Annotated in this window: 6 protein-coding genes, 2 tRNA genes and 3 rRNA genes; 3 read left to right on the top strand and 8 right to left on the bottom strand. The window is 56.0% G+C overall.

The window, feature by feature from the left end:
- Window positions 1–7: 7 nt before the first annotated feature.
- Together nrfE and uxaC are read right to left on the bottom strand one after the other, a co-directional pair.
- Window positions 8–2,389: a heme lyase NrfEFG subunit NrfE gene (gene nrfE / locus ACZ5RI_RS06625; RefSeq protein WP_464515320.1), complete on the bottom strand. Its 2,382-nt coding sequence runs from the start codon at window positions 2,387–2,389 to the stop codon at window positions 8–10.
- Between the two features lie 113 nt (window positions 2,390–2,502).
- The gene (gene uxaC, locus ACZ5RI_RS06620) at window positions 2,503–3,912 is read right to left on the bottom strand and encodes a glucuronate isomerase (protein WP_464515319.1); all 1,410 of its coding nucleotides are present in this window, start codon (window positions 3,910–3,912) and stop codon (window positions 2,503–2,505) included.
- Window positions 3,913–4,231: 319 nt separating this feature from the next.
- On the opposite strand from uxaC, the gene ACZ5RI_RS06615 reads away from it, so the two are divergent.
- Entirely contained in the window at window positions 4,232–5,068 is an 837-nt protein-coding gene (locus ACZ5RI_RS06615) for an MlaA family lipoprotein (RefSeq protein ID WP_464515318.1), read from the top strand.
- A gap of 92 nt (window positions 5,069–5,160) precedes the next feature.
- Window positions 5,161–5,589 (top strand): acyl-CoA thioesterase, encoded by a 429-nt coding sequence (locus ACZ5RI_RS06610; RefSeq protein ID WP_464515317.1) that lies wholly within the window; start codon window positions 5,161–5,163, stop codon window positions 5,587–5,589.
- On the opposite strand, the gene ACZ5RI_RS06605 is transcribed toward ACZ5RI_RS06610, so the two are convergent.
- Window positions 5,586–6,608, bottom strand: coding sequence for a glycoside hydrolase family 18 protein (locus ACZ5RI_RS06605; protein WP_464515316.1), 1,023 nt, complete (start codon window positions 6,606–6,608; stop codon window positions 5,586–5,588). The genes ACZ5RI_RS06610 and ACZ5RI_RS06605 overlap by 4 nt on opposite strands.
- 324 nt (window positions 6,609–6,932) lie before the next feature.
- On the opposite strand from ACZ5RI_RS06605, the gene ACZ5RI_RS06600 reads away from it, so the two are divergent.
- Window positions 6,933–7,682, top strand: coding sequence for a sulfotransferase family 2 domain-containing protein (locus tag ACZ5RI_RS06600; protein ID WP_464515315.1), 750 nt, complete (start codon window positions 6,933–6,935; stop codon window positions 7,680–7,682).
- A gap of 137 nt (window positions 7,683–7,819) precedes the next feature.
- Here the strand turns inward: ACZ5RI_RS06600 and rrf are convergent.
- The 5 genes from rrf to ACZ5RI_RS06575 form a co-directional block, all read right to left on the bottom strand.
- Window positions 7,820–7,934, bottom strand: a 5S ribosomal RNA gene (gene rrf / locus ACZ5RI_RS06595).
- 92 nt (window positions 7,935–8,026) lie between these two features.
- Window positions 8,027–10,769: ribosomal RNA gene (locus tag ACZ5RI_RS06590) — 23S ribosomal RNA — on the bottom strand.
- A 240-nt stretch (window positions 10,770–11,009) separates the two neighbouring features.
- A tRNA-Ala gene (locus tag ACZ5RI_RS06585) sits at window positions 11,010–11,085 on the bottom strand.
- Between the two features lie 55 nt (window positions 11,086–11,140).
- Window positions 11,141–11,217: transfer RNA gene (locus ACZ5RI_RS06580), tRNA-Ile, on the bottom strand.
- Between the two features lie 154 nt (window positions 11,218–11,371).
- Window positions 11,372–12,851, bottom strand: a 16S ribosomal RNA gene (locus ACZ5RI_RS06575).
- Together the 16S, 23S and 5S rRNA genes with 2 tRNA genes alongside form the textbook arrangement of a ribosomal RNA operon.
- Between the last annotated feature and the right edge of the window lie 366 nt (window positions 12,852–13,217).

Raw genomic sequence — 13,217 nt, 5'->3', positions numbered from 1 at the left:
TGCATCACTATCTGGCCCGCGGTATAATCTGCGTACGAACGATATCTGTCGTCAACGGTCCGGCATATTTGAAACGCACCGTACCCGACGCATCGATCAGGAAGGTTTCCGGCACCCCGGTCAAGCCGAAATCAATCGCCGTACGCCCGTTATCATCACGCCCGACCATGGTATAGGGATTGCCGACATCGGTCAGGAAACGTCTCGTATCATCGGACTTATCGCGATAGGCAATGCCGACAACCGGAATCCCACTACGGGCCAGAAGCTGTAACGCCCCGGCCTCGGTGCGACAAGGCACGCACCAAGAGGCGAAAAAGTTCACCACCCGGACGCGCCCCTTCAAATCGGCCGCCACCACCGGGCGGCTTCCCACCAAGGGCGCCAAACTGTAATCAGGCACCGGATTACCAATCAACGAGGCCGATGGTTGCAGATCCGGTTTACCGGGTAGCAACTGCCAGAACAAAAGTCCAACCAGCACCGTGAAAACCGCCAGTGGCACCAACCGGGTATGCGGTCGTTCCGTCCGACGCACCGGGGGGCTTTGCGGGGCATCCGACATCCGCCGCACCAGGGCCAACAGCCCGCCCAACGCCATCAAAATCATCCCAGCAAAGATCAGCACCTGACCGGGGCGATAGAACAGATGCAGGCTGTACGCTCCGTCGGCCTCGCCCCCCAAAACGGCATAGATATCGGCAAAAATATCGGTGTGAATGGCGGGCACAGCTTTGGCCATCGCCGGATGGCGGTACTGGCGCAGTTCGGGGGCCAGTTCAAAGCCATTGCCATTACGACGGATACTGAGGCTGGCCCGAGTGCTGTCATAATTGGGGCCCTGCTGGCCCTCCACATTGGTCAGGCGCAGCGTGTATCCGGCAAAAGAGGCGGTTTGACCGGGATGCAACGGGATAAGCCGCTCACTCGACAGCGCAGAGGTCAGGGCAATCCCCGCCAGCAACGCAGCCATGCCACCATGGGCAAATCCCGCCGCCAATTTGCGCGCCGGAAACAGGCTGAGGCACAGCAATGCCGCCCCGCCCAAAAGCCCGGCAGGCCACGACGCCCCCCAGGCAAGCCCCGCGGCCACCGCCACCACGATGGCCACCAGCACGGCCAGCGGCAAGCTCGCACGATGACGGCGCCACACCTCTAACCCCGGAGTGACAACCATCAGGGCGATGAACGGTACCAGCAGGCACAGGAATATGATGTTGAAATAGGGCGGACCAACCGAAACCTGACCAAGTTGTAAGCCATCGAGGATCAGCGGATAGAGCGTGCCGATCAGCACCGTACCGGCCGCCACAGCAAAAATCAGCCCGCCGACCAGTATGCCGCCCTCGTCCGACAACGGCTCCAGCGCAACATCATCTTTAAGACGCCCGGCGCGGACTGCAAACAACACCAGCGCCGCCCCCACAATCAGCGCCATCAGGATGAGGATCAGGATTCCACGGCCCGGATCATTGGCGAAGGCATGGACCGAGGTAATGACACCCGAACGCACCAGAAAGGTGCCAAGCAGAGCGAAACCAAAAGCGACGACAGCAAGGAATACCGACCAGCTTTTCAATGCGCCACGGCGCGCCGCGATGGTGGCGCTGTGCAGCAGGGCGGTCCCGGCCAGCCAAGGCATCAGCGCGGCATTTTCCACCGGGTCCCACGCCCACCAGCCGCCCCAGCCCAGCGTATAATAGGACCACCAGGCGCCAAAACCGATGCCCAGTGTCAACGCGACCCAAGCGATCAAGGCCCAGCGGCGGATCACCCTGGCGAGATCTTCGGCCAATTCGCCACGCACCAGCGCCGCCACCGCCACCGAGAAGCTCAGCGAAAAACCGACATAGCCGAAATAGAGCAGCGGCGGATGCAGCGCCAGACCGACATCCTGCAACAAGGGATTAAGCCCGGCCCCATTGAGCGGCGCGGGGTTAAGCCGGGCGAACGGATTGGAGGCCAGCAGCAGATACAGATAGAACAGTGCGCCCAAAGCCCCCTGCACCGTCAGAATAGCGGCGCGGCTCTCCATCTCCAGCCGCCGTTCAAAAAAGGCAAAGCCCGCACCATACAGCGCCAGCACCAGCCCCCACAGCAGCATCGAACCTTCATGGCTGCCCCACGCCCCGGCCACGTTGTAAAGCAGTGGCTTGTCGGTATGACTGTTTTCGGCAACGTTAAGCACTGAAAAATCGCTGGCGACGTGCAGCACCACAAAAATGCCAAAGGCTAAGGCCAGCAACATGCCCTGCGCCAGTGCGGCGCGCATAGCAAAGCTTTGCCATAGGGGTTGCTCACGGCGGATGCCCAGAATTGGTACGACCGCCTGCAACGAGGCAACAAAAAAAGCCAGAATAAGAGCGAACAGGCCGGTCTCAGGGAGCATGGAACTTTCGGCAAACGTGGTGTGGCGCGGGGTAAACTAGCACCCGCCCGCGCCTTACGCCACTTACACATTAGAAAGCGCGACTAACGGGAAACCGCACCCCACTCTACCCTTTACAATTTATAGGCTGCCTTGGGCAGCTTATAGGCCAGGTCGGTCGCAATCTCGGCCGCTTCGGCCTCGTCCAGCCGATGGGTGGTGACCAGTTCGGCCAGATAGGAACAGGCAATCCGGCGATACAGATTGTGCCGCGCCGGGATCGACAGGAAGGCCCGCGTATCATCATTAAAGCCGACGGTATTGTAGAAACCGGCGGTTTCGGTGACCTGACGGAAATAGCGCATCATGCCTTCCGGCGAGTCGTGGAACCACCAGGCTGGGCCCAGCTTTAGCGCCGGATAATGCCCCACCAGCGGTGCCAGCTCGCGGGCGTAATTGCTTTCATCCAGCGTGAACAGAATGATGTTGAGGTTCTTTTCATTGCCGAAACGATCAAGCAACGGCTTGAGCGGACCGACATAATCGATGCGATAGGGAATATCCGCCCCCCGGTCGCGGCCATAGCTCTCAAACAATTTTGGATTATGATTGCGCCAGGCTCCGGGGTGGATCTGCATGGTCATGCCATCATCGCATGCCATCCTGGCCATTTCGGTAATCATCTGGGCACGGAAGGCTTCCGCCTCGCCGCCATGGACATGACCACGCAGGGCATTATCGAGCAGGCGCTGACATTCGACCTCGGGCAGGTCGGCGGTTTTCGCCGTTGGAAAGCCATGATCCGTCGCCGTGGTGCCCAGCGACCGGAAATAAGCCCGCCGGTTGGCCAGAGCTTGCAAATAGCCTTTCCATGTCGCGGTATTTTCACCGGTCAGCGCGCCAAGCTTCTGCACATTGGCGGTAAAATCTTCGCGATCAGGATCGGCAACATCGTCGGGTCGGAAGGTACTGACCACCCGGCCATCCCAGGTTTCGCGGATCATTTTGTGCGCATCGAGCGGATCGAGCGCGCCTTCGGTGGTCGACAGCACCTCGATATTAAAGCGCCGGAACAACGCGCGGGGGCGAAAGTCAGGGGTCTTCAACGCCTCGGTAATTGTGTCGTAGTAGAGGTCGGCGGTCTCGCGACCGAGCCGGACCTTCAGATCGAACACCGTGGCAAAGACATGGTCGAGCCAAGTGCGCGAGGGCGTACCCCGGAACAGATAGTAATGCTCCGCCAGAATTCGCCACGCCTTACGCCGGTCGGGTTCGGCAACGCCTCCGTTGGGAGCGATCCCAATTTCGGCCAGCGTAATACCCTGACTGTAGAGCATGCGATGCACATAATGGTCGGGCCACAGGAACATGCTGGTGGCATCTTCAAACGGAATGTCGTCAGCAAACCAGGCTGGGCTGGTGTGACCGTGCGGGCTGATGATTGGTAGCGCTTCCACCGTAGCGAAAAGAGAACGCGCAATCGCGCGGGTAGCCGGATCGGTGGGAAAGAAGCGGTCCGAATGCAGTTGCAGGGCTGTGGGCATAGGGCGTCTCTTGTTTTTAGGTTCTGTCGCTCAAGACAACCACCACCTGAGCGCGATAGCAATATATCTTTAACCGTACAACCAGATAAGCTGGCACCAAAAATCAACCCAAGATAGTTACCGTATTGACTGTACACAGCATATTGATTGCGGCTATTCATGCCGCCAACCGGTACCGGCGATTTTTTTGATAATTGTTTGATGTGACCACTACTCCCGGCCAACGATAATGACTACTTTTTTACCGTTGTGGGCTTAAAGGTCGCATCGGCTTTTCGCGATAGCGGACCGGCACTATGGCGTAGATTCGGAGATGATTATGAAACGAGCGGGAAAATATCTGGCCGTAACGGCGCTGTGCTTGTCCATGTGCGGCAGCGCTTGGGCGGCATCCGATGCCGCCGATCAAAACGATCCCTTTGAATCGGTCAACCGCACCATGTTTGATCTGAATCTACGGCTCGACCGCAATCTGGCCAAACCGGTGGCCAAGGCCTACGTCAAGGTCACGCCTTCACTGGTGCGCACCGGCATCCATAATTTTCTGCAGAATATCGGCAAACCGGTGACGTTGGGTAATGACCTGCTGCAGTGTAATTTCACCCTGGCAGGGCAGACTGTGGCCCGTTTTGTCACCGATTCGACCCTGGGGCTGGCCGGGCTGATTGATGTGGCGAGCATGGCCGATGTGCCCGACCACTCCAATGATTTTGGCGTCACGCTGGGTGTCTGGGGCACAGGCGAAGGCCCCTATCTCATGCTGCCCTTCATGGGCCCTAGCAATCCGCGCGATGTCGTTGGCAAGGCCGGGGACTATTTCATGGACCCGCTGCTCTACGCCCATTACGACTATGAAAATCTGGCCAATGACCTGCGTATGGGCTTTTCCATCCTTGATATCCGGGTCCAGGCGCTTGACGGGGCCGACCAGATCGAGCGGACGTCGCTCGACTTCTATGCCACCACGCGCAGCCTGTACCGACAATATCGCAACGCCAAGATCACCGGGGCCGATCCGGACGCCCCCACCGACGGGGCCCCGCCAGACGGCGACACGCCGGATGATCCTGCGCCCGATACCGCGCCAGCGCCAGACGCGCCCACCACACCAGCGCCCACAGCGCCAGCCACAGCGCCAGCCACAGCGGGCCAGTAACCCCAATACAAACGCGGTCGTGACCATCGGCCGCGTTTCTTGTATGAGCATAGTGCGTCCCACTTCTGCCGATCACAGGAAGGATCGCCCCCATGACACAAGACACGCCAACGAAAGCCACAGCGGCGACGGACGCCCCGTCACCGCGTGGGGCGCTCACCATCCGCATCCGGGCAATGCCGGCCGACACCAACGCCAATGGCGATATCTTTGGTGGCTGGATCCTGAGCCAGATGGATCTGGCTGGTGGCATTGTCTCGTCCGAGCGATCTCGGGGGCGCACGGTTACACTGAAACTGGACGGCATGACCTTTCACCGCCCGGTTAAGGTTGGCGATGTTCTGTGCGTCTATACCGAGATTGAAAATGTCGGACGCACCTCGATGCGTATCCACATTGAAGCCTGGGCCAAACGTTTCCTGACGCAAACCCGCGAACAGGTCACCGATGCCACCTTCATCTTTGTCGCTATCGATGATGACGGCCGCCCCCGCCCGGTGCCGCCAGAAGACCCGGTTTAATTTTCCTGCAACGGCTCACATTGCAGCGGTGCCGGTGCTGGCGCCAGATGATTGGCAGGCGACTTGCCCGCCTTCCACATATCCGGGTCTTCGGATCCCAAACGCCATAGGGCAATCCGGTGAACGCCAAGCTTACGCAGCAGCGCGTTGGACACAGCATAACTGTAGCTATCGACCAGCCACACGGTATGAGATTCGCCCTCATCGGTCTGATAGGTGAAGGTCACATTGTCACTGCCCCGGCCACGGCGCAAAACGGCATGGTGATCGCGGGCAAGCTGCATCGCCTCGGCACTGGTAATCGAGTGACCGCGCCCCCCCTTGGGCCAGTCATAACCATAGCCCGCCAAAGCAATGATGATTTTGTCGCGATCAAGCTGGCGTAACCGCACAGGCAATACCGCGGCAAGCCAGTCCACCCCAGCGACCGGGCCCGGCGTCGAACTATCCCAGCATTGATCATAGGCCATGAACAGCAGCCCAGCCCCCGCTTGTTGCATGGCGGTCAGGGGCCATATTTCGGGCCCGACCGGCACGCAAATCCACAGCTCAAGCTTTGCGGCATGAAAGGAAACCATCAGCCTGCGAATAAAATCCGGTAAGGCCGCAACAGAGGCATCGTCGAGATTTTCAAGATCAAGGATATAGCCGTCGAAATGCTTTTCCGCCGCCAGCGCCACCAACCGGGCCACCGTACGATCCCGCACCGCCTTATCACCAATTAAAGCCGCTGCAGCAGCCTGATCCCAGCTGCCATCATGGACATTGGCCACCAGTGGCAACACTCTCAGTCGCGGGCTGAAACCGTGCAGGCGTTCATCGGCAGCCGCATCCGGAATGATGGTCAGATCCCCTTGCGGGTTAGTGAGCAAAATCCATTGCGGTGACACCACATCGATCTGCCCCCGGTGATCGGAAAGTGAGGCAAGCGAGGCCTGATCCCACGGCACATAAAAGGCCGTCACTTCAGAGCCATGCGATGCCGCAGAGGCCGCGCCGACGATCAGAAATATAAACACGCTTAAAAGCGCAAAAAAATACCGCTGTCGCATAGCACTGGCAGATCGGGCCACGCCAGCAGTATCACCGCAATTATAGCAACGCCCAAGCACCAAATTGGCTCCCCATCCCAAGAAGGCACTAAATTTCAAGCGCCTTTCAAAAAAAACGCAACCTGAGCGCCCGCACGCGAAAGAATATAACAGAATCGATATGACACGGTATAAGTGTTCTTTCTCTGCAATTGTCGTTGGCAACATGTCCTGGAACACAATGGCAATTGCACGACATGAAGGCGGGATGAACACACCGTAATCTTCTCTCGTATTTTTTTCGGGCAGAAGATGAGAATTACGGTTTACCGCCAGTTATGTCGTCGCCTGCAGGATAATGCCGCGTTGGAAAATACGTTGACGTACAAGGGGGTCGCAGCACTGTACCGCTGTACCCGGCTTTACCAACGCCTGGCGCGTAATCCTTACCTGCCGGTGCATCACCGCACCCGATCCGTTTATGTGCATGTGCCAAAGACGGGCGGCAATTCGGTGACCAACATTCTGTATGGCGCCAGATCCCGCTGGACCGGCAGTCATCGCGGGGCGTGGGAATATCTCAACTACTCGCAGGAATGGTACCAAGAGTACTTTATTTTCGCCGCAGTGCGGCATCCGCTAATCCGCATGCATTCGGCGTTCTATTTCCTCAAATGCGGCGGTATGAACGCCCGCGACAAGCGCTGGGCAGACCATAATCTGGCTCCATTCGATAATTTTTATGACTTCATGATGGCGCTGAAAGATCTGGCCTATCGCAAACACATCATGCGCTTTCTGCACTTTTTTCCGCAAAGCTATTTTCTGTGTGATGCGACAGCAAAGCCCATCGTCAATCACTTCGTCCACACCGAAGATTTTGAAGCGGGCATGCGCACCGTGTGCGATAAGCTCAACATCCCCTATGTGCCATGCCACGACAACACGACGATCCGGCGGGACATTCGGCCCGGTGACTTTGACGATGCCCCGGCAAATATCTGCTACGAGATTTATCATCGGGATTATGAGCTGCTCGGCTATCACCGCCATGTCGGATAGCAAGGAGCACCGGCCAGGATTAAGTCCTTAGACGGATTAGATTTTTTAAGAATGAAACAAGCAACAAAAAACCCCACCGGATTAATGGTGGGGTTATTTGTATGAGATTGAGAAGGCGTAAGATCTGTCTTTAGCAGGACTGGCAGCGACCGACTCTCCCACGGCTTGAGCCGTAGTACCATAGGCGCTGGAGGCTTTAACTGCCGAGTTCGAAATGGGATCGGGTGGAATTCCTCCGCTAAGACCACCAGTCCGGCAAAAGACAGATAGTTGATACGACACTTGAGACTGAATGAGGTGTTTGTTTGTGTCTGGCTTTATTTCCAGACATGAAACGAAGCTTGATGATCAAGCCAATCGAGCGATTAGTACCAGTAAGCTCAATGCATTGCTGCACTTACACATCTGGCCTATCGACGAGGTAGTCTTCCTCGGCTCTCGAGCGAAACCTGGTTTTGAGGTTAGTTTCCCGCTTAGATGCTTTCAGCGGTTATCTATTCCGTACTTAGCTACCCGGCTATGCGGCTGGCGCCACAACCGGTCCACCAGAGGTACGTTCCTTCCGGTCCTCTCGTACTAGGAAGAAATCCTCTCAAGTTTCGAACACCCACGGCAGATAGGGACCGAACTGTCTCACGACGTTCTAAACCCAGCTCACGTACCACTTTAAATGGCGAACAGCCATACCCTTGGGACCGGCTACAGCCCCAGGATGTGATGAGCCGACATCGAGGTGCCAAACCGCACCGTCGCTATGGACGCTTGGGTGCGATCAGCCTGTTATCCCCAGAGTACCTTTTATCCGTTGAGCGATGGCCCTTCCACACGGGACCACCGGATCACTATGACCGACTTTCGTCTCTGCTTGGTCCGTCGACCTTACAGTCAGGCAGGCTTATGCCATTGCACTCAACAACCGATTTCCGACCGGTTTGAGCCTACCATCGCGCGCCTCCGTTACTCTTTGGGAGGCGACCGCCCCAGTCAAACTGCCCACCATGCATGGTCCTGGAACCCGTTCAGGGTCCTCAGTTAGACATCAGGATCACAAAGGGTGGTATTTCAAGGGTGGCTCCATCCAGGCCAGAGCCCGGACTTCAAAGCCTACCACCTATCCTACGCATCACAATCCTAATGCCAGTGCAAAGTTGCAGTAAAGGTTCATGGGGTCTTTCCGTCTGACCGCGGGAACCCCGCATCTTCACGGGGAGTTCAATTTCGCTGAGTAGATGTTGGAGACAGTGGGGAAGTCGTTACGCCTTTCGTGCAGGTCGGAACTTACCCGACAAGGAATTTCGCTACCTTAGGACCGTTATAGTTACGGCCGCCGTTTACCGGGGCTTCGATTCAACGCTTTCACATCTCCTCTTAACCTTCCGGCACCGGGCAGGCGTCAGACGCTATACGTCATCTTTGGATTTCGCAGCGCCCTGTGTTTTTAGTAAACAGTCGCCACCCCCTGCTATGTGCCCCCGGCCAAGACTTGCGTCGAGACCGGGCCCTCTTCTTCCGAAGTTACGAGGGCAATTTGCCTAGTTCCTTCAACATCCTTCTCTCAAGCGCCTTAGCATACTCTGCCTGTCCACCTGTGTCGGTTTAGGGTACGGACTATATGGGAGCTATTTCCTGGGACCGCTTCACTGCAACCTCAATCCAGTAAGAGGTTACAACTTACGCGATCCGTCACATTCCCAATGGCCCAGGAATATTTACCTGGTTCCCATCGACTACGCCTTTCGGCCTTGCCTTAGGGGCCGGCTAACCCTGCGCAGATTAACTTGACGCAGGAACCCTTGGACTTTCGGCGAGAGGGTCTCTCACCCTCTTTATCGCTACTCATGTCAGCATTCTTACTTCCGATACCTCCAGGGTCAGTCACCTTTCCCCTTCGCAGGCATACGGAACACTCTGCTACCATTCCATCTTACGATGAAATCCTAAGCTTCGGCTCGTGGCTTGAGCCCCGTTACATTTTCGGCGCAAAATTCCTTAACTAGACCAGTGAGCTGTTACGCTTTCTTTAAATGATGGCTGCTTCTAAGCCAACATCCTGGTTGTTTTGGGAATCTCACATCCTTTCACACTTAGCCACGAATTAGGGGCCTTAGCTGTAGGTCAGGGTTGTTTCCCTCTTCACGACGGACGTTAGCACCCGCCGTGTGTCTCCCATGCTCAGCACTCATCGGTATTCGGAGTTTGGTTGGGTTTGGTAGGCGGTGAAGCCCCCTAGCCCATCCAGTGCTCTACCCCCGATGGTGATACATGAGGCGCTACCTAAATAGCTTTCGCAGAGAACCAGCTATCTGCAAGTTTGATTGGCCTTTCACCCCTAGCCACAACTCATCCCCGACTTTTTCAACAGGCGTGGGTTCGGTCCTCCAGTGCGTGTTACCGCACCTTCAACCTGGTCATGGCTAGATCACTTGCTTTCGGGTCTCATCCATCTAACTCAATCGCCCTATTAAGACTCGCTTTCGCTACGCCTGCACCTGACGGCTTAGGCTTGCTAGATAAACGAACTCGCTGACCCATTATACAAAAGGTACGAGGTCACCTTGCGGCTCCCTCTGTTTGTAGGCGTCCGGTTTCAGGTCTATTTCACTCCCCTTGTCGGGGTGCTTTTCACCTTTCCCTCACGGTACTAGTTCGCTATCGGTCACACACGAGTACTTAGGCTTGGAGCGTGGTCGCCCCATGTTCAGGCAGGATTACACGTGTCCCGCCCTACTCAAGGATCTTCAAAATTTCTACCCGTACAGGGCTATCACCTGCTATGGCTGTCCTTTCCAGAACATTCCGGTTCTTAATTGAAGACCACTGGCCTGATCCGCTTTCGCTCGCCACTACTAACGGAGTCTCGATTGATGTCCTTTCCTCCGGCTACTGAGATGTTTCAGTTCCCCGGGTTTGCTTCTTACCCCTATGAATTCAGGGTTCGATAATCCTTGCGGATTGGGTTTCCCCATTCGGAAATCTGCGGGTCAAAGAGTGCTCGCCTCTCGCCGCAGCTTATCGCAACGTGCTACGTCCTTCATCGCCTGTGTGTGCCAAGGCATCCCCCAGACGCCCTTGCTTTAACGCTTGATCACTCAGCATTCGTTCCATGTCCAGAAATAAGACCAGACAGTTCGCACCATCCAACCCATCCCTGAAGCATGTTTTAAAATGCGATCAGTTTTTCGAGTGTCGTATCGGATTAACCTGTAAGTATCGGCTAATCCCGCCTTCACAATGTCATATATCATCGTCATTCTGATCTTACGATCAAACGACGAAGCTTGTACCTTGTCCCGTTTATTGTACCTTGATATCTGCGATCCACGCGATTGGTGGAGCCAACCGGGATCGAACCGGTGACCTCAAGCTTGCAAAGCTAGCGCTCTCCCAACTGAGCTATGGCCCCGGTAATCGAATATCTTCCAAACGATGCTTATCTGCTCGCGCTGTAGCTGGAGCAGTGGTGGGCCCGGAACGAGTTGAACGTTCGACCTCACGCTTATCAGGCGTGCGCTCTAACCACCTGAGCTACGAGCCCGATAGGTGTCTTACCGCTTGTGGTACGTCAATACAGCCGTGCTGCTTGACTAAACGGGAGGAAGGGAAACGAAGGGGGCGGCTGCAAACTTGCCATTGTCTATACAGATACCGGGAAACGACATGAGTGCCGTTAATCGGGGTATCATCCATAGAAAGGAGGTGATCCAGCCGCAGGTTCCCCTACGGCTACCTTGTTACGACTTCGGCCCAGTCGCTGATCCTACCGTGGCTGGCTGCCTCCTTGCGGTTAGCGCACCATCTTCGGGTAAAACCAACTCCCATGCCGTGACGGGCGGTGTGTACAAGGCCCGGGAACGTATTCACCGCAACCTGCTGTTTTGCGATTACTAGCGATTCCACCTTCATGCAGCCGAGTTGCAGACTGCAATCTGAACTGGGATGGCTTTTTGAGATTAGCATCTTCTCGCGAAGTAGCTGCCCATTGTCACCACCATTGTAGCACGTGTGTAGCCCAGGGTGTAAGGGCCATGAGGACTTGACGTCATCCCCACCTTCCTCCGGCTTGTCGCCGGCGGTCCCTCTAGAGTGCCCAACTTAATGATGGCAACTAAAGGCGAGGGTTGCGCTCGTTGCGGGACTTAACCCAACATCTCACGACACGAGCTGACGACAGCCATGCAGCACCTGTCTCCAAGTCCCTTGCGGGAAAACTCTCTTTCAAGAGCGGTCTTGGGATGTCAAACCCTGGTAAGGTTCTGCGCGTTGCGTCGAATTAAACCACATGCTCCACCGCTTGTGCGGGCCCCCGTCAATTCCTTTGAGTTTCAACCTTGCGGCCGTACTCCCCAGGCGGAATGCTTAATGCGTTAGCTGCGCCACTGAACAGCGAGCTGCCCAACGGCTAGCATTCATAGTTTACGGCGTGGACTACCAGGGTATCTAATCCTGTTTGATCCCCACGCTATCGCGCCTGAGCGTCAGTAACGGGCCAGTGAGCCGCCTTCGCCACTGGTGTTCTTCCCAATATCTACGAATTTCACCTCTACACTGGGAATTCCACTCACCTCTCCCGTACTCAAGCTATCCAGTTTCGAAGGCAGTTCCAGAGTTGAGCTCTGGGCTTTCACCCTCGACTTGAATAGCCGCCTGCGCGCGCTTTACGCCCAGTAATTCCGAACAACGCTAGCCCCCTTCGTATTACCGCGGCTGCTGGCACGAAGTTAGCCGGAGCTTATTCTCCCGGTACAGTCATTATCTTCCCGGGTAAAAGAGCTTTACAACCCTAAGGCCTTCATCACTCACGCGGCATGGCTGGATCAGGCTTGCGCCCATTGTCCAAGATTCCCAACTGCTGCCTCCCGTAGGAGTCTGGGCCGTGTCTCAGTCCCAGTGTGGCTGATCTTCCTCTCAGAACAGCTAAAGATCGTCGCCTTGGTAGGCCATTACCCTACCAACTAGCTAATCTTACGCGGGCTGATCTAATGGCGATAAATCTTTCCCCTTACGGGCTTATCCGGTATTAGCTCACGTTTCCATGAGTTGTTCCAAACCACTAGGTACATTCCCACGCGATACTCACCCGTCCGCCGCTCCCATTGCTGGGCGCTCGACTTGCATGTTTGAGGCCTGCCGCCAGCGTTCGTTCTGAGCCAGGATCAAACTCTCAAGTTATGATCCTAGAGACACAAACGCTGAATGCTATAATTTTGCGTGTTCGCATTCACTGCTTTGACGAGGTTTGATCTTCCCGGCCCCGTCAGGAACCAGAAAAATCGAACATCTATAAAAGTATGTGTTTGCAAAGGAACGCGAGCATTCAACATTAGCGCTCGATTTGAAACCTGTCAGATACTTGATCCGACAGTGTGGCAAGCCGAGCCGCCGCCCACGTTCCCCTTCCTCGATCTACAATGTCAAACAACTACGCCTAAAACTTCTGTACTTACTTCGCTTTTTAGACGCCTGAACCGTTCGCCAGTGAGTGTCACCGGCGTGCGGCGTGGCGCGGTGTATAAGCACCATCCCCGCACCTGTCAA

Source organism: Micropepsis pineolensis, from assembly GCF_055392125.1.
The sequence above is the reverse complement of the archived record's forward strand: the minus strand, read 5'-3'. Positions and strand labels throughout refer to the sequence as shown.

What these genes read in the sequence shown, in the direction of transcription:
- nrfE (WP_464515320.1), bottom strand. Translation starts at nt 2,389, where the DNA reads ATGCTCCCTGAGACCGGCCTGTTCGCTCTTATTCTGGCTTTTTTTGTT.
- uxaC (WP_464515319.1), bottom strand. Translation starts at nt 3,912, where the DNA reads ATGCCCACAGCCCTGCAACTGCATTCGGACCGCTTCTTTCCCACCGAT.
- ACZ5RI_RS06615 (WP_464515318.1), top strand. Translation starts at nt 4,232, where the DNA reads ATGAAACGAGCGGGAAAATATCTGGCCGTAACGGCGCTGTGCTTGTCC.
- ACZ5RI_RS06610 (WP_464515317.1), top strand. Translation starts at nt 5,161, where the DNA reads ATGACACAAGACACGCCAACGAAAGCCACAGCGGCGACGGACGCCCCG.
- ACZ5RI_RS06600 (WP_464515315.1), top strand. Translation starts at nt 6,933, where the DNA reads ATGAGAATTACGGTTTACCGCCAGTTATGTCGTCGCCTGCAGGATAAT.